The following is a 17362-nucleotide window of genomic DNA, read 5'->3' on the forward strand; positions in this document are numbered from 1 at the left end:
ATGACGGCGATCGATCCAAATCTCCGCACCACCAAGACCACCTGCCCCTATTGCGGCGTCGGCTGCGGCGTCCTGGCGACGCCCGACGGCAAGGGCGGCGCGGCGATCGCGGGCGACCCCGATCATCCCGCCAATTTCGGCCGGCTGTGCTCGAAGGGCTCCGCGCTCGGCGAGACCGTCGGCCTGGAAGGGCGGCTGCTCTATCCGATGATCCGCTGCAAGGGCGTGCTCGAGCGGGTCGCCTGGAGCGATGCGCTGGACCACGTCGCCCACCGCATGCAGCACATCGTGGCGCGCGATGGCGCCAACGCGGTCGCGTTCTATCTCTCCGGCCAGCTCCTCACCGAAGACTATTACGTCGCCAACAAGCTGATGAAGGGGTTTGTCGGCACCGCCAATGTCGACACCAATTCCCGGCTCTGCATGTCGTCCTCGGTTGCGGGCCATCGCCGCGCTTTCGGCGCCGACACGGTGCCTGGCTGCTATGAGGATCTCGACCAGGCCGATCTGCTCGTCTTCGTCGGCTCGAACGCGGCCTGGTGTCATCCGGTGCTGTTCCAGCGCATGCTGAAGAACAGGCAGGAGCGCGGCGCCCGCATGATCGTGATCGATCCGCGCCGCACCGATACCGCCAGCGATGTCGACCTGTTCCTCGGCCTCAAGCCCGGCACCGACACCGCGCTGTTCTCCGGCCTGTTCGTGCATCTCGCCGACAATGGCGTGCTGGACCAGGATTACATCGCGCAGAACACGTCTGGCTTCGATGATGCGCTGGCGCGCGCGCGCAGCATCGCCGGCAGCGTCACCGCGACCGCGCTCGCCACGGGCCTCTCCGAGCAGGACGTCGCCGCCTTCTTCAGGATGTTCCGCGACACCGAGAAGGTCGTCACGCTGTATTCGCAAGGGGTCAACCAGTCGGCGCAGGGCACCGACAAGGTCAACGCCATCCTGAACTGCCATCTCGCCACGGGGCGCATCGGCAAGCCGGGCGCCTCGCCGTTCTCGCTGACCGGCCAGCCCAACGCGATGGGCGGCCGCGAGGTCGGCGGCCTCGCCAACATGCTCGCCGCCCATATGGGCTTCACGCCGCCCGACATCGACCGCGTCAGACGGTTCTGGAAGGCGCCGCGCATCGCCACCCATGAGGGGCTGAAAGCGGTGCAGCTGTTCGAGGCGATCAACCGCGGCGAGGTCAAGGCGCTCTGGGTGATGGGCACCAACCCCGTGGTGTCGCTGCCCGATGCCGACATGGTGCGCGATGCCCTGAAGAAGCTCGAGCTGTTCGTGGTGTCCGAGAACGTGCTCGCCAACGACACCGTCGCGGCCGGCCCGCACGTGCTGCTGCCGGCGCTGGCCTGGGGCGAGAAGTCGGGCACGGTGACCAATTCCGAGCGGCGCATCTCGCGCCAGCGCGCGTTCCTGCCGGCGCCGGGGGAAGCGCGTCCTGACTGGTGGATCCTGAGCGAGACCGCAAAGCGCCTCGGCTTCGGCGACAGCTTCAATTACAAATCGGCCGCCGATATCTTCCGCGAGCATGCCGCGCTCTCGGCGTTCGAGAACAATGGCAGCCGCGATTTCGACATCGGCGCGCTGACCTCGCTGTCGGACGATGCCTTCGATGGTTTGAAGCCGGTGCAATGGCCGGTGCGCGAGGGCGGGACGCCCGGCGAGCGCTTCTTCGCTGCTGGCGGCTTCTTCACCAATGACGGCAAGGGCCGCTTCGTTGCGCCGGAGGTGCCGGCGCTGCGCGGCGAGACCGGTCCGTCGCGTCCCTTAAGGCTCAACACCGGGCGCATCCGCGACCAGTGGCACACCATGACGCGCACCGGCCTGAGCCAGCGCCTGGGCGCGCATCTGCCTGAGCCTTTCGTCGAGATCCATCCCGACGACGCCGGCAAATACGGCATCGTCCATGACGGCTATGCCCGCATCACCACCGATTACGGCCAGTGCATCCTGAAAGTCGTCGTCAGCGAGTGGCAGCAGCGCGGCACCCTGTTCGTGCCGATCCACTGGAGCGCAATGAACGCCTCGCACGGCCGCGTCGGGGCGATGGTCGCACCGTTCACCGATCCGTTCTCGGGGCAGCCGGAAGCCAAGGCGACGCCGGCCGCGATCGCGCCTTACGAATTTGTCTTCCGCGGCTTTGCATTGTCGCGCAAGCCGCTCGATCTGCCGCAGAACCTGTTGTGGTCGCGCGTGACCGTCAGCGGCGGCTTCGGCTATCTTTTCGCCGACAACGCGGATCTCGCCCGCTGGCCCGCCTGGCTCGAGAGCGTCGCCGGCGAGGACGTTGCCGAATATCGCGATTTCGGCGGCGGGGTTTTTCGCGCAGCTTCGTTCGCAGGCGATCGCATCGAGACCTGCCTGTTCGTCGGCCCCGCGCATGATGCCGGCGACTGGGAGGTGGTGAAGAGTCTGTTCGCGGCCGATCAGGTCAGCGACGAGCAGCGCCGCATGCTGCTGTCGGGCAGGTCAAGCGAAGGCGCGGCCTCGACCGGCCCCATCGTCTGCGCCTGCTTCGGCGTCGGCCGCGGCACCATCTGCGACAGCATCGCCAGCGGCGCGCGCACCGCCGCCGACATCGGCGCCAAGCTCAAGGCCGGCACCAATTGCGGCTCCTGCATCCCCGAGCTGAAACGCCTGATTGCGATGACGGAAGTGCCTGCACAGCAGGCGAAGGTCGCGAGCGCGGCGGGATAGGTCTCGTAGGGTGGGTTAGCGCAGCGTAACCCACCACTCTTCGTCAATGCGGAAGCGAAAGAGGGGGGTTACGCCAAGGGACTGCGCTTCGCGCAGCCCCGGGGCTAACCCACCCTACGCAGCGCCCGCACCATTGCAATGTGGACCACCCCAATCGACGCGCCGGCTAATGTGCCGTATGGTGCCGCGCTCCCTTCAACATCCACAACAACCATGATGTACCTGGAAACGCCGCCGCGCCTGATCGAGACCAGGCTGTTCACCGCCATGCCCGACAAGTTTCGCCGCAAGGGCGTGCGAACCGATTGGGCCGACGCCAACCGGCCGAACATACCGACCGAGAGCTTCATCGAGGGGCCGTCATTCGACAAGGACGGTAATCTCTATATCGTCGACATTCCGTTCGGCCGCATCTTCCGGATTGCGCCCGACGGCGAATGGTCGCTCGTGATCGAATATGAGGGCTGGCCGAACGGGCTGAAGATCGCAGCCGACGGACGCATCCTGGTCGCCGACTACAGGCATGGCATCATGGAGCTTGATGCCGAATCCGGCCGCGTCAAGCCGGTCGTGACCGGGCGCAATTCGGAATCGTTCCGCGGCTGCAACGATCTGCATCTCGCCTCCAACGGCGATATCTATTTTACCGACCAGGGGCAGACCGGCCTGCATGATCCGAGTGGCCGGGTTTATCGGCTGGCATCGAACGGCCGCCTCGATTGCCTGCTCGACACCGGCATCAGTCCGAACGGCCTGGTGCTCGACCCAACCGAAACCGTGCTGTTCGTCGCGATGACGCGCGACAACGCGGTGTGGCGGCTGCCGTTCATGAAGGACGGCAGCGTGTCCAAGGTCGGCCGCTTCTGCTCGCTGTTCGGCACCAGCGGCCCTGACGGTTTGACCATGGATGCCAAGGGCCGCCTGTTCGTCGGCCACCCCTCGCTCGGCCACGTCTTCGTGTTCGCGCCGAACGGGGAACTGATCGCGCGCATCAAATCGTGCGCGGGACCGAACTGCACCAATGTCGCGATCGGTGGCGAAAACAAGGATCGGCTCTATATCATGGAGTCGTCGTCCGGCAGCGTGCTGGTGGCCGAAATCGGCGGATTGTAGCGCTGACGTTTCGCCTCTCCCCGCTTGCGGGGAGAGGCCGACGCGCAAAGCGCGGCGGGTGAGGGGGGACTCCGCGAGTCTCTTTGCTATCGAGTTTGCGGAAGCAGCCCCTCACCCCGACCCTCTCAGCGCGAGCGAAGCTCGTCGCGGCCCCGTAAGAACGGGGAGAGGGAAAAATAACAGCGGAGATCGGAGCGACCATGAACAAGAAACCCTTCGGCAAGATCGGCGCCAGCGTCTCCGTCATCGGGCAGGGCACCTGGTATCTCGACCACGGCGACCGCAAGCGCGCGATCGCGGCGCTGCAGCGCGGGCTCGATCTTGGCATGACCCACATCGACACCGCCGAGATGTACGGCGATGCCGAGCTCGTCATTGCGGATGCGATCGCAGGCCGGCGCGATGAAGTGTTCCTCGTTTCGAAAGTGCTGCCCAGCAACGCCTCGCGCCGCGGCACCATCACCGCCTGCGAGCGCTCGCTGAAGCGGCTGAAGACCGACCGGCTCGACTGTTATCTGTTGCACTGGCGCGGCTCCTATCCGCTGGAGGACACCGTCGCTGCGTTCGAGGAGCTGGTGCAATCAGGCAAGATCAAGTCCTGGGGCGTCTCCAATTTCGATGCCGACGATCTCGATGAGATTCTCGACGTCTCCGGCGAGGGGCGGATCGCCTGCAACCAGGTGCTCTACCACCTGAAAGAACGCGCGATCGAGCATGCGGTGATCCCGTGGTGTGAACGGCATAATGTTGCCGTCGTTGCCTACTCCCCTTTCGGCCACGACGATTTCCCCGCAGGCAGCAGCAAGGGCGGCGCCGTGCTGGCGCGCATCGCGGAGGCGCGACGTGCGACGCCGCGCCAAGTTGCGCTGAGCTTTCTCACCCGTGCGACTACGGTGTTCGCCATTCCGAAGGCCTCGTCTGCGGAACATGCCGGCGAGAATGCGGCAGCAGGCGACCTCGTGCTGACGAAGGACGAGATTGCGGCGCTCGACGCGGTGTTTCCGCGCGGGCCGAAGCCGCGCGGCCTGCCCATGCTGTAGTGCACAACGGGCAAGATTAACGGAGCATTGACGCGCGCGGCGGCTCGCGCATATCGGCATCCTGTTTTCGGAAGTTGTGAATGCGGAGCAGATGTCGTTTTTTACGGCTGTTCTCGATTCGCATTTTGCCCGGGTTCCAGCCGTGACACCGCCGCCCGCCGCAGCCGCAAGGCTCGACAGTATTCCCATGCCCGTTCCGGAGAAGAAGCAGCAGGCTCGCCGCGCGCCTGCGCGCGTCGATCATCCCTTCAAGGGCATTGCGCTGGTGTTGCTCTCGACGATCTTCCTCGGCTGCTCCGACGTCACCGCGAAATATCTGTCGACCAGCCTGCCTTCGATCGAGATCACCTGGATCCGCTTCGTCACGTTCGCGCTGCTATTCACGCCCGTGATGCTGCCGGGCTCGCCACTGCATGCGATGCGCACCGAGCGGCTCGGTCTGCAATTGATGCGCGGCGCCGCACTGCTCGGCTCGTCGCTGTTCTTCATCACCGGCCTTGCATTTCTGCCCATCGCCGAAGCCTCCGCCACCGGCTTCGTCTCGCCGCTATTCGTCACCGCACTGTCGATCATCTTCCTGAGCGAGAAGGTCGGCATGCGGCGCTGGATCGCGACCGCGATCGGCTTGACGGGCGTTCTGATCATCCTGAGGCCCGGCACGAGCGCGTTCCATGCCGCCGCATTCTTCCCGATCATCTCGGCGTTCTGCTGGGCCGCCGCGCTGATCCTGACGCGGATGATGAGCGGTCGCGAAGCGGTGCTCACCACCATGGCCTATTCCGCGCTGACCGGCGTTGCGATCCTCAGCGTCATGGTGCCGTTCGTCTGGGTCACGCCGAGCTGGACCGCGATCGGGCTGGGCATCGTGATCGGCGTCGCCTCGACCGTGGGCCAGTGGATCATCGTGCTGGCCTATCGCTACGGCGATGCCTCGGTGCTGGCGCCGTTCTCCTATACGCAGTTGCTCTGGGTCAGCATTCTGGGCTTCTTCATCTTCGGCGAGGTCCCGGATATCTGGACGGTCGTCGGCGCCGCCTTCATCGTCGCCAGCGGTCTTTATATCGCCCATCGCGAGCGGGTGCGCCGCGCCCAGCTGCTGGTGCTGGAAGAGCGGTCCCCGAACCCCTGACGCAAGTTTGCACGTCCTGCTTCGTGCTATCACTCGCTCCAAAGGGGAGGAGCCGGATGCGCGCCGCGATTTTCAGGAACGGTGAAATCGTCGTAGGTCGGATGGCCGAGCCAGCGCCGGGCCCCGGCCAGGTTCTGGTCAAGACGCTCGCCTGCGGCATCTGCGGCTCCGATCTGCACGCGCGCCAGCACGCCCATCGTATGGTGGAGATGGCGCGGAAGACCGGGCGCAAGCCGATGGACCTCAGCCGTGACGTCGTGTTCGGCCACGAGTTCTGCTGCGAGATCGTCGATTACGGCCCCGGCACATCACGCAAGCTGAAGCCGGGAACCCAGGTCTGCTCGCTGCCGGTGCTGGTGACGCCGCAGGGCATCGAAGGGATCGGCTATTCCAACGACAATGTCGGTGGCTATGCCGAGGCGATGCTGCTGAGCGAAGCGCTGCTGCTCGAAGTACCCAACGGCCTCGCGCCGGAGCATGCCGCGCTGACCGAGCCGCTCGCCGTCGGCGTTCATGCCGTCGCCAAAGCCAATATCCGTGGCGGCGAGGTGCCGCTCGTGATCGGCTGCGGCCCGGTCGGACTCGCGGTGATCGCCGCGCTGAAGCTCAAACGGCTGCATCCGATCGTCGCGGCCGACTATTCGCCGGCGCGGCGCGCGCTCGCCGCAAAGCTCGGTGCCGACATCGTCGTCGATCCCCGCACGTCGCAGCCTTACGCGACCTGGGCTGAGCACGCGCAGATGTCGGAGGCTGAGAAGGCGGCGCGGCCGCCGTTCCAGGCCATGCTGCCCGCGCTGAAGCCCGCGATCATCTTCGAATGCGTCGGCGTGCCCGGCCTGTTGCAACAGGTGTTCGAGGGTGCCCCGCGCGATGCGCGCATCGTCGTAGTCGGCGTCTGCATGGAGAGCGACAGAAGCGAGCCCATGCTCGGCATCATGAAGGAGCTCAACGTCCAATACGTGCTCGGCTACACCCCGGAGGAGTTTGCTGCGTCGCTGCGCCTGATCGCCGAAGGGCAGGTGGACGCGGCCGCGATGGTCACCGCCGAAGTCGGCCTCGACGGCGTCGCAAAGGCCTTCGCCGATCTCGCCAACCCAGAAGCCCACACCAAGATCATCGTGCAGCCGTGGCGTTAGGAGTGTCAATATTTCGCCGGCACGTACATCTCTGGCGGGACCGGGCCTCGCTGATAGTCGGGATGTCGCACGCGCGGCGGCAGCGTCACCGGAGCCCGCACGACCTCCTGGTACGGGATCTGAGTCAATAGGTGTGCGATGCAGTTGAGCCGGGCGCGCTTCTTGTCCACGGCATCGACGATCCACCACGGGCTATCCGGCAGATGCGTGTGCTCCAGCATCGTCTCTTTGGCCTTGGTGTACGCCTCCCAGCGACTGCGGGACTCGACGTCCATCGGGCTCAGCTTCCACTGCTTCAGGGGATCCTTGATGCGCATGGTGAATCGGAATTGCTGCTCGTCGTCGGTAATCGAAAACCAGTACTTGACGAGGATGATGCCGGATCGGATCAGCATCCGCTCGAATTCCGGCACGGTCTTGAAGAACTCCTGGTACTCCGCCTCCGAGCAGAAGCCCATCACGCGCTCGACGCCGGCGCGGTTGTACCAGCTTCGGTCGAATAGCACGATCTCGCCGCCGGCCGGCAGGTGCGCGACGTAGCGCTGGAAATACCATTGCGTACGCTCGCGCTCGTTCGGCGCGGGGAGCGCCGCGACGCGGCAGATACGCGGATTGAGCCGTTGCGTGATGCGCTTGATCACGCCGCCCTTGCCGGCGGCGTCGCGGCCCTCGAACAGCACCACGACCTTCTTCCTCTCGCTCTGCACCCAGTCCTGGAGCTTGATCAACTCGCCCTGGAGGCGAAGCAGTTCCCGGAAATAGAGCCTGCGATCGACCGTCGGTTTCAGCGTTCCGGTCTCGTCGAGGAGCTCGTCGAGACGGGCATCATCCAGCTCCATCTCAAGTTCCTCGTCGAGATCGTCGGCCATTTCCTGGATGATGCGCTCGCGCTTGGAGATCTCGGATTTGCGATCGGCTGCGGTCATGGGCTCTTCTCTCGGCTCGGATACCAGCACAACGACCATCGGCGGGGTTTGTTGCGCCCATGTGACAACATGCAATCCGGCGGACGCTTGGTCACACCGGCAGCGCGATCGAATATTTCACCTGGCTGAGCGCAAAGCTGGACTCGATCGAGGCAATGCCGTCAAGCCGGGTCAGCTTGGTCTTCAGGAACGTCTCGTAGGAGGCGAGGTCGGCGGCGACGACGCGGAGCAGATAATCGCGGTTCCCGGTCATCAGATAGCATTCCAGCACCTCGTCCCATTTCGAGATGGCGCGGGCAAAGCGGTTGAGATCCTCCTCCTTCTGCCGTGCCAACTTGATCGAGATGAACACGCTGACATGCAGTCCCAGCGCCTTCTGGTCGACGGTCGCGACATAGCGCGAGATGACGCCGCGCTCCTCCAGGAGCTTGACCCGGCGATGGCAGGGCGAGACCGAGAGCCCGACCTTGTCGGCGAGCTCCTGCATGGTCAGCCTGCTGTCGTTCTGAAGGTGGCTGAGGATCTTGCGGTCGATGGCGTCGAGCTCGGGCATTGGGATGAAACCTGCATTTTGTCCGCTACGTTGGTAAAGTATCCCAATATCGGCGGGGATGGCGCGAAAAATTGAGAAGTTTGACGCACCGCGCAGGCGTATGATCGGAGCATATTTCCCGGAGCATCGCCATGCCCGTTGACCCCGCCCGTCTCGACATCCTGACCGCCCTCAGCCGCAAGGCGCTGTGGCTGTCGTCCTGGACCATCCACCACGCCAACCACATCCGCTCCAATGCGGATGGCCTCAAGGTCGGCGGCCACCAGGCCTCGTCCGCCTCGCTCGCCACCATCATGTCCGCGCTGTACTTCCACGTGCTGCGCCCTGAGGATCGCGTCGCGGTGAAGCCGCATGCGAGCCCGGTGTTCCACGCCATCCAATATCTGTTCGGCCGGCAGAGCCGCGAGAAGCTGGAGAATTTTCGCGGCTTCAAGGGCGCGCAGTCCTATCCCTCGCGCACCAAGGACGTCGACGACGTCGATTTCTCCACCGGCTCGGTCGGCCTCGGCGTCGCGCAGACGCTGTTCTCATCGCTTGTGCAGGACTACGTCAAGGCGCATGGCTGGATGAAGGATCGCCGCGAGGGGCGGATGATCGCGCTCGTCGGCGACGCCGAGATGGACGAAGGCAACATCTTCGAGGCGCTCGCGGAGGGCTGGAAGCACGGCCTGCGCAACACCTGGTGGGTGGTCGACTACAACAGGCAGTCGCTCGATGCCGTCGTGCGCGAAGGTCTTTGGGAAAAGTTCGAGACCATGTTCCGCAATTTCGGCTGGGACGTCGTCATCGTGAAATACGGCCGCCTGATGCGCGACGCCTTCGCCGAGCCCGGCGGCGAGGCGCTGAAGACGTGGATCGACAATTGCCCGAATGCGCTCTACGCGGCGCTGTGCTTCCAGGGCGGCGCGGCCTTCCGCAAGCACCTCCATGACGAAATCGGCGACCAGGGCCCGATCACAAAACTGATCGACAAGCGCAGCGACGAGGAGCTGCTGGCGCTGATGTCGAACCTTGGCGGCCACGACATGGCGAGCGTGCTGGAGGCGTTCGATTCCATCGACCACGACCGCCCCGTCTGCTTCATCGCCTACACGATCAAGGGCGTCGGCTTGCCTTTCCAGGGCCACAAGGACAATCACGCCGGCCTGATGACGGTCGCGCAGATGGAGAAATATCGCGACAGCCAGAACATCCGGCCGGGCCACGAATGGGACAAGTTCGAAGGGCTGCCGCAGGATGCGGCCGAGCTCGAGGCCTTCCTCGCGCGGGTGCCGTTCAATCAGGATGGCCGCCGGCTCACGGCGCCCGTCGTCGAGGTGCCGCAACAGCTCGCCTTCAAGCCGTCGCCGCAGATGTCGACCCAGCAGGGCTTTGGCCTCGTGCTGAACGAGATCGCGCGCAGCGACAGCGAGCTCGCCAGGCGCATCGTCACGACCTCGCCGGACGTCACCGTCTCCACCAATCTCGGCCCCTGGGTCAACCGCCGCGGCCTGTTCGCGCGGGCCGAGAAGGCGGACTTGTTCCGCAGCGAGAAAATTCCCTCGACCTACAATTGGGACGCTTCGCCAAAGGGCCAGCATCTGGAGCTCGGCATCGCCGAGATGAACCTGTTCATCATGCTCTCGGCGCTCGGCCTGTCGCACCAGATCAACGGCGAGCGGCTCTTGCCGGTCGGCACGCTCTACGATCCCTTCATCGAGCGCGGCCTCGATGCGCTGAACTACGCCTGCTACCAGGACGCGCGCTTCATGGTGGCGGCGACGCCGTCCGGCATCACGCTCGCGCCCGAAGGCGGCGCGCATCAGTCGATCGCAACGCCCTTGATCGGCATGGCGCAGGACGGCCTGGCCTCGTTCGAGCCGGCCTTCGTCGACGAGCTCGCCGTGATCATGGCTTTCGGCTTCGAGCACATGCAGCGCGAGCCGGGCGAGGGCGGTTCGGTCTATTTGCGCCTCTCCACACGCGCCATCGAGCAGGCGCAGCGGATCATGACACCGGAGCTGCGACAGGGCATCACCGACGGCGCCTATTGGCTGCGCAAGCCGGGGCCGAATGCCGAGGTCGTGATCGCCTATACCGGCGCGGTCGCGCCCGAGGCGATCGAGGCAACCGGCTTCATCGGCGAGAGCCGCCGTGACGTCGGCCTGCTCGCGATCACCTCGGCCGATCGCCTCCATGCGGGGTGGACCGCGGCGCGGAAATTGCGGCGCGACCGCCGCGGCGTGCAGCATCTCGGCCACATCGAAAAGCTGCTCGCGCCGCTGCCGCGCGACTGCGGCATCGTGACCGTGATTGACGGCCATCCGTCTGCGCTCGGCTGGCTCGGCAGCGTCCGTGGCCATCGCGCCGAGGCGCTCGGTGTCGAGCAGTTCGGCCAGACCGGCAGCATCGCGGACCTTTATCGGCACTATGGCATCGACGCCAACGCCATCATCGATGCGGCCGAAAGCCTCACCACCGGCGCGCCGGTGCTGCATCGGAAGATGGCGGTGTAGCGGAGGTAACTGCCTCGTCATTCCGGGGCGACGCGGAGCGTCGAGCCCGGAATCCATAACCACGATCGGGAGTATGGATTCCGGGCTCGCGGCTTTGCCGCGCCCCGGAATGACAGCGGGGCCACCTTGCCACGTTCCCGCCATCGGCTCATATAACCTCCGCTCGCCGCAACGCTGGCCCCGCATATGGCGGGTTCAATTGCCGGCGCTTTCGTGCAAGGATGCCTGCCGAAACGCCCCCTCCAAGCCCCCAAGAAGAGGTTAACGATGGTCAATCGCATGCAATTCTACATCGACGGCGCCTGGGTCGATCCCGCCGTCAAGAAGTCCACCGCCGTGATCAATCCGGCGACGGAAGAGGCGATGTACGAGGTTGCGCTCGGCTCCAAGGCCGATGTCGACAAGGCGGTCGCCGCCGCCAAGCGCGCCTTCGAAACCTTCTCCCAGACCAGCCGCGAGGAGCGCGTCGCGCTGCTGTCGAAGGTCATCGAGGTCTACAAGGGCCGCCTCAAGGAGATCGGCGCCGCCGTCTCCGACGAGATGGGCGCACCGCTGCCGATGGCGGAGAAGCTGCAGGCCGGCGCCGGCCTCGGCCATCTCATGACCACGCTGGATGTGCTCAAGAACTATCATTTCGAGGAGCCGGTCGGCACCGCCATGGTGCTGCGCGAGCCGATCGGCGTGGTCGGCATGATCACGCCCTGGAACTGGCCGCTGAACCAGATCGCCTGCAAGGTCGCGCCCGCGCTCGCCGCCGGTTGCACCATGATCCTGAAGCCCAGCGAGTTCACGCCGACCTCGGCGCTGATCTTCGCGGAGATCCTCCATGAAGCCGGCGTGCCCAAGGGCGTGTTCAACCTCGTCAACGGCCTCGGGCCCGAGGTCGGCGCCGCCATGAGCGAGCACCCTGATATCGACATGATCTCCTTCACCGGCTCGACCCGCGCCGGCATCGACGTCGCGAAGCGCGCCGCGCCCACCGTGAAGCGCGTCAGCCAGGAGCTCGGCGGCAAGTCGCCGAACGTCATCCTCGAAGGCGCCGACCTCACGAAGGCGGTGACCGGCGGCGTGATGCACATGTTCAACAATTCCGGCCAGTCCTGCAACGCGCCCTCGCGCATGATCGTGCCGCTGTCGAAGATGAAGGAAGTCGCCGCGATCGCGAAGGCCGTCGCCGACAAGACCAAGGCCGGTGATCCCCGCGCCGAAGGCACCACCATCGGCCCGGTCGTCAATCGCGGCCAGTGGGACAAGATCCAGGGCCTGATCAAGAAGGGCATCGACGAGGGCGCAACGCTCGTTGCCGGCGGTCCTGGCCTGCCCGAAGGCGTCAACAAGGGCTTCTATGTCCGCCCGACCATCTTCGCCGACGTCACGCCTGACATGACGATCGCGCGCGAAGAGATCTTCGGGCCGGTGCTGACCATCATCGGCGCCAAGGACGAGGCCGACGCGGTCAAGATCGCCAATGATACGCCCTATGGCCTCGCCGGTTACGTCACCGGCCCGACGGTCGAGGACGCCAAGCGCGTCGGCCGCCAGATCCGCGCCGGCAACGTCAACCTGCAGGGCGTGCCCAACGACCGCACCGCGCCGTTCGGCGGCTACAAGCAGTCCGGCAACGGCCGCGAATGGGGCAAGTACGGCCTCGAGGACTTCCTCGAAGTGAAGGCGGTCGCCGGCTTCAACGCGGCGTAGTTGATACGGCGCTTGCGCCGCGAGGGGATGCCGGCTTCCAGGGAAGCCGGCATCTTTGCTGTGAGACCAGCCGCTTTACGGCCACAACAGCCCGTCAAATCAAGAAAAGCAAAGGGACGGAACGTGAGAAAACTGATCATCGCATTCGTTGCGCTGCTGGCGCTGTCAGGCGCTGCGCAGGCCCAGACGGTGAAGGATCTGCTCAACACGCTCAGGGCGAAATGGAACGAACCGACCGAGCCGTTCAAGATCATCGACAACGTCTACTATGTCGGCACCAACGGCCTCGCGTCCTACCTGATCACATCGCCACAGGGACATATTCTGGTCGATACCGTGATGCCGGAATCGACGTCGCAGATCAGGACGAGCATCGAGAAGCTCGGCTTCAACATCAGCGACATCAAGTATCTCATCAACACCCACGCCCATATCGACCACACCGGCGGCTTCGCCGAGTTGAAGCGGGCGAGCGGCGCGCAGATGGTCGCGGGCGAGGCCGACAAGCCGTTGCTCGAAGGCGGCTATTATCCGGGTGCGCAGGAGGAGAAGGCGCTCGACTTTCCGCCGGTGAAAGTCGACCGCGCGGTGCGTGAGGGCGAGACCGTCGCGGTCGGCAGCGTCACGCTAACGGCGCGCGAGACGCCCGGCCATTCGCCGGGCTGCACCAGCTGGGCATTCTCGGTGAAGGATGGCGATGCAACACGCTCGGTGTTGATCTTCTGCAGCGGCACCGTCGCGCTGAACCGGCTTGTCGGCAGGCCGACCTATGCCGGCATCGTTGACGACTATCGCAAGACCTTTGCGCGTGCCAAGGACATGAAGGTCGACATCCTGCTGGCTCCTCATCCCGAGATGTACAAGATGGCCGAGAAGCGCGCCAAGCTCGCCGGCGGCGGACCCAATCCGTTCGTCGACCCGGGCGAGTTCAAGGTCTATGCGGCATCGCTGGAAAAGGCGTTCGAAGAGGCGCTCGTCAAGCAGACCGCGGCGGTACAGGAGAAGAAGGGGTAGAGGCGGTCGGTGGTTGGGCGCGCTGTATGTAAAACCTATCCCCCCACAGCACCTTGCGTGTTCACGTAAAGCGCGTAGATCGACTGGCTCGCGGCCATGAACAGGCGGTTGCGCTTGACGCCGCCGAAGCAGAGGTTGGCGCAGCGCTCGGGCAGGGCGATGCGGCCGATCAGGACGCCGTCGGGTGCGAACACCACCACGCCGTCGAGCTCGGGATCGCCCATGCCCCAGCCGCACCAGAGATTGCCGTCGATGTCGCAGCGCATGCCGTCGGGCGTGCCCGGCCCGGCATCGATATGGACGCGCTTGTTCGAGATCGTGGTGCCCTCGGGCGAAACGTCGTAAGCGAGGATCTTGCGGTTGGGCACGCCTCGCGATTCCACGACATAGAGGATCTTCTCGTCCGGTGAGAAGCACAGGCCGTTCGGTCCGAGCACGCCTTCGGCGACGATGGTCGCCTTGCCGGTATCGGGATCAAGCCGATAGACGTTGGGCTCGATCTCGGGCTCGGCCTTGTAGCCCTCGTAATTGCCGAGCAGGCCGAAGGTCGGATCGGTGAACCAGATGGAGCCGTCCGATTTGACAACGACATCGTTCGGCGAGTTCAACCGCTTGCCGTTGAATTGATCCATCAGCACGGTGATGCTGCCGTCATACTCGGTGCGCACCACGCGCCGGCCGCCGTGCTCGCAGGTGATCAGCCGGCCTTGCCGGTCGCGCGTGTTGCCGTTGGCAAAATTCGAGGGCTTGCGGAACACGCTGACCGCACCGGTCTCTTCCTCCCACTTGAGGATGCGCTGGTTCGGGATGTCGCTGCACAGGAGATAACGCCCATCGCCGAACCACACCGGCCCCTCGGCCCAGCGCAGGCCGGTCGCCAGCCGCTCCACCGCCGAAAGCTTCAGCCAGTATTTTTCGAAGCGGGGATCGAGCGCTTTGATCGCGGGATCGGGGTAATAGGTCGCCGGCCGCCAGCCTGGCCGTTCCTCCGTGTGGGACGATGCCTCATTCATGCCGGTTCTCTCGTTTCGTTCCCTCTGGACAATCCTGCTATCATTAGAGACACGTGACCGCAAATTCGATCACCAACGGCGAGGGACGACATGGCGCGTATTTTGATGACGGGAGCTTCGGGCGGAATCGGCACCAGCCTGCGGAAGCTGTTGCCGCCGATCTACCCGGATCTCCTTCTGTCCGATATCAAGCCGCCGGCCGATCTCGGCCCCGATGAAAAATTCAAGGCCGCGGACCTTGCCGATCTCGCGCAATGCGAGGCGATCTGCGAGGGCGTCGACGGCATTCTCCATTTCGGCGGTTATTCGGTCGAAGGCACCTGGGATCAGATCCTCCAGGCCAACATCATCGGCGGCTACAATCTGTTCGAGGCGGCGTACCGCAAAGGCGTCAAGCGCGTGGTGTTCGCCTCGTCGAACCACGCCGTCGGCTTCTATCCGCGCCATCACAAGATCGGCACCGACGTCACTGCGCGGCCCGACAGTCGCTATGGCGTCAGCAAGGTGTTCGGCGAGGCCGTCGGCGCGCTCTACGCCGACAAGCATGGGATGAAGGTGACGTGCCTTCGCATCGGCAATTTCGGCGACATGCCGCTGGACAAGCGCCGGCTCTCGATCTGGCTCAAGCCGGACGATCTCGTGCAGCTCTGCCGCATCGGGCTCGAGCATCCCGACATCCATTTCGAGATATTCTACGGCGCCTCTTTCAACGAGCGCGCCTGGTGGGACAACCACCGCGCCTACGAATTCGGCTATCGCCCCACCGGCCGCGCCGAAGATTTCCGTGAGCACGCCATGGCCGAGCAGGCCAAGCTGAAGCCGGACCCGGTCGGCGACTATTTCCAGGGCGGCACGTTCTGCAGCATGGAGTTCGACGCTGATCCGGATCGTGTGATCGACTGGAATAAGCGGTAGAGATCGTTCACCGGCCGAGCGTCAACAGCGGCTTGCCGGTCTCGACAATGTAGGTCGCAAGCTCCGCGGCGTTGCCGCTGCCGACATTCTTCACGGCGTGATGCACTCCGTGAGGAATGAGCAGCACGTCGCCGGCCTTCAGGATCACGGGCTCTCTACCGTCGAGCCGATATTCCAGCTCGCCTTCGATCAGATAGACGAGCTCTTCGCCCGGGTGACTGTGCCTGACGGCAACGACGCCCGGAGGAAAGTCGACGCGAACCTGGATGACCTCGCGCCCGGGCGCACTCAGCGCTTCCTTCATGAGATGTGTGCGCTTGATGTCGCCCAGTCGTGGCTCTTCGGATCGTGCCGAGAGTGAAGCCAGGCTGATTGCGGCGATCAGCGCCGCCGCAACCACGGTTCCACGTTTCGTCATGTGAATGTCCTTTCGGATTGTGCAGGATGTTGTCGGTGAGCGCATCAACCGGCGGCAGCCGCCGGCATTGCGCGAAAGCTGATGGCCATGCGGTTGTAGGCGTTCATCAGGCTGATCGCGATCGTGAGGTCCACGAGCTCACGTTCTTCGAACACAGCGCGTGCGGCCTGGTATGCCTCGTCGGGCACGCCGGTCTCGGCGACCCGCGTCACCGTTTCCGCCCAGGCCAGGGCAGCCCGTTCGCGTTCGTCGAAGAGATTTCCGGCCTCGCGCCATGCCTGCAGCAGCGCGATCTTCTCGACCTTTTCTCCCTTGTTGAGCAGGTCGCGGGTGTGCATGTCCAGGCAGTAGGCGCAATTGTTGATCTGAGAGATCCGCAGATAAACCAGCTCGATCAGCGTGGCGGAAAGCCGGCTCTGCAGGACGTATCCGTAGACGCCCCCGAGCGCCTTGATGCCTGCCGGCGCGATCTGGTTGTAGTCGAGACGCTTACTCATGTTTCTCTCCTTGGCGGTGATTCTGCTGGATGGCGGTGGTCGGATCCTTCTCGCTGCTATCGATGGCGAACACCGCGAGCAGCGCGAGCCCCGCCGAGGTTGAATCGTATTTTCATGGCGGGGCTCCTGTTCGAGTTCGGCTATTGCGCTGTGGCTGAGCTCTCACCTGCGGATGACGGCCTTCAGCGAGTCCGTGAACACCCAGAAGGAAGCGGCGAGCAGGCCGACGTCCTTCAGCAGGAACTGACCCGGAGCGACCGTGATCGCGGGGACCCCGAGCTCCGGCACGACGACGCCGGGCGTCGAGATCATGAAGCTCAGCGTGGTGACGAACAGCCCGGCCGACAACAGGCCGCCGGCCGCGGAGTAGATCGGGCTGGACAGGCGGAGCGCGATCAGGAGCCCGATGCTGAGTTCGACGAAGCCGAGAAAGGTCGAGAAGCCGCGCACCGAGAACAGCGTGTAGAACCATCGCAGCAGCGGACTGTTCTCGACCAGGGGTACGAGTCCCTGTGCTTCGTAGTCGGTGAATTTCATCCCGCCGAACCAGCCGTAGATGATTGCGAGCGAGGCGTAGAGACCGATCCGGCTGATCGGTTCGGCGTAAGCGAGCAGGCGTTCAGACTGTTCGCGCCAACTGATCGTGCGGCGCAGGGCGATGGATAAGGTGGACGATTGGCTGATGATGCGTGACATGGTGATCTCCGTTTGA

Annotated in this window: 15 protein-coding genes; 9 read left to right on the top strand and 6 right to left on the bottom strand. The window is 64.7% G+C overall.

Annotated features, from left to right (window positions below):
* The 5 genes from I6F33_RS19015 to I6F33_RS19035 all read left to right on the top strand — a co-directional run bounded on the left by I6F33_RS19015 (window position 1) and on the right by I6F33_RS19035 (window position 7121).
* Complete coding sequence (locus I6F33_RS19015; RefSeq protein ID WP_225143715.1) at window positions 1–2703, top strand: nitrate reductase; 2703 nt, start codon at window positions 1–3, stop codon at window positions 2701–2703.
* A gap of 216 nt (window positions 2704–2919) precedes the next feature.
* A complete protein-coding gene (locus I6F33_RS19020) occupies window positions 2920–3816 on the top strand; it encodes an SMP-30/gluconolactonase/LRE family protein (RefSeq protein ID WP_225143820.1) in 897 nt (298 codons plus the stop codon).
* A 200-nt stretch (window positions 3817–4016) separates the two neighbouring features.
* Complete coding sequence (locus I6F33_RS19025; protein WP_225143717.1) at window positions 4017–4856, top strand: aldo/keto reductase; 840 nt, start codon at window positions 4017–4019, stop codon at window positions 4854–4856.
* A 187-nt stretch (window positions 4857–5043) separates the two neighbouring features.
* Window positions 5044–5985, top strand: a complete 942-nt coding sequence (locus I6F33_RS19030) for a DMT family transporter (RefSeq protein WP_057027221.1) — start codon at window positions 5044–5046, stop codon at window positions 5983–5985.
* A gap of 56 nt (window positions 5986–6041) precedes the next feature.
* Entirely contained in the window at window positions 6042–7121 is a 1080-nt protein-coding gene (locus I6F33_RS19035) for a zinc-binding dehydrogenase (protein ID WP_225143719.1), read from the top strand.
* A 5-nt stretch (window positions 7122–7126) separates the two neighbouring features.
* Here the strand turns inward: I6F33_RS19035 and ppk2 are convergent, their stop codons facing one another.
* Window positions 7127–8047 (bottom strand): polyphosphate kinase 2, encoded by a 921-nt coding sequence (gene ppk2 / locus I6F33_RS19040; RefSeq protein ID WP_036037707.1) that lies wholly within the window; start codon window positions 8045–8047, stop codon window positions 7127–7129.
* A gap of 91 nt (window positions 8048–8138) precedes the next feature.
* Complete coding sequence (locus tag I6F33_RS19045) at window positions 8139–8600, bottom strand: Lrp/AsnC family transcriptional regulator (protein WP_027571162.1); 462 nt, start codon at window positions 8598–8600, stop codon at window positions 8139–8141.
* A 131-nt stretch (window positions 8601–8731) separates the two neighbouring features.
* Here I6F33_RS19045 and I6F33_RS19050 point away from each other — a divergent pair, with 131 nt between their 5' ends.
* The 3 genes from I6F33_RS19050 to bla all read left to right on the top strand — a co-directional run bounded on the left by I6F33_RS19050 (window position 8732) and on the right by bla (window position 13807).
* A complete protein-coding gene (locus I6F33_RS19050) occupies window positions 8732–11095 on the top strand; it encodes a transketolase (RefSeq protein WP_225143720.1) in 2364 nt (787 codons plus the stop codon).
* Between the two features lie 267 nt (window positions 11096–11362).
* The gene (locus tag I6F33_RS19055; protein ID WP_225143721.1) at window positions 11363–12793 is read left to right on the top strand and encodes an aldehyde dehydrogenase family protein; all 1431 of its coding nucleotides are present in this window, start codon (window positions 11363–11365) and stop codon (window positions 12791–12793) included.
* A gap of 123 nt (window positions 12794–12916) precedes the next feature.
* Window positions 12917–13807 carry a subclass B3 metallo-beta-lactamase gene (gene bla / locus I6F33_RS19060; RefSeq protein WP_225143722.1) on the top strand — a complete coding sequence of 297 codons (891 nt, stop codon included), beginning with the start codon at window positions 12917–12919 and terminating at the stop codon, window positions 13805–13807.
* Window positions 13808–13842: 35 nt separating this feature from the next.
* Here the strand turns inward: bla and I6F33_RS19065 are convergent, their stop codons facing one another.
* Window positions 13843–14820, bottom strand: a complete 978-nt coding sequence (locus tag I6F33_RS19065; protein ID WP_225143723.1) for an SMP-30/gluconolactonase/LRE family protein — start codon at window positions 14818–14820, stop codon at window positions 13843–13845.
* Between the two features lie 90 nt (window positions 14821–14910).
* Between I6F33_RS19065 and I6F33_RS19070 the strand changes: the two genes are divergently transcribed.
* Window positions 14911–15735, top strand: a complete 825-nt coding sequence (locus I6F33_RS19070; protein WP_225127407.1) for an NAD(P)-dependent oxidoreductase — start codon at window positions 14911–14913, stop codon at window positions 15733–15735.
* Between the two features lie 7 nt (window positions 15736–15742).
* Here the strand turns inward: I6F33_RS19070 and I6F33_RS19075 are convergent, their stop codons facing one another.
* From I6F33_RS19075 to I6F33_RS19085, 3 genes are all read right to left on the bottom strand, one after another.
* Window positions 15743–16153: a cupin domain-containing protein gene (locus tag I6F33_RS19075; RefSeq protein WP_109144534.1), complete on the bottom strand. Its 411-nt coding sequence runs from the start codon at window positions 16151–16153 to the stop codon at window positions 15743–15745.
* 44 nt (window positions 16154–16197) lie between these two features.
* On the bottom strand, window positions 16198–16650 hold the full coding sequence (locus tag I6F33_RS19080) for a carboxymuconolactone decarboxylase family protein (RefSeq protein WP_036025851.1): 453 nt from the start codon (window positions 16648–16650) through the stop codon (window positions 16198–16200).
* Window positions 16651–16812: 162 nt separating this feature from the next.
* The gene (locus I6F33_RS19085) at window positions 16813–17346 is read right to left on the bottom strand and encodes a YkgB family protein (protein ID WP_225127406.1); all 534 of its coding nucleotides are present in this window, start codon (window positions 17344–17346) and stop codon (window positions 16813–16815) included.
* Window positions 17347–17362 lie beyond the last annotated feature (16 nt).

The organism is Bradyrhizobium sp. BRP20, assembly GCF_020194215.1.
Taxonomy (GTDB): Bacteria; Pseudomonadota; Alphaproteobacteria; order Rhizobiales; family Xanthobacteraceae; genus Bradyrhizobium; species Bradyrhizobium yuanmingense.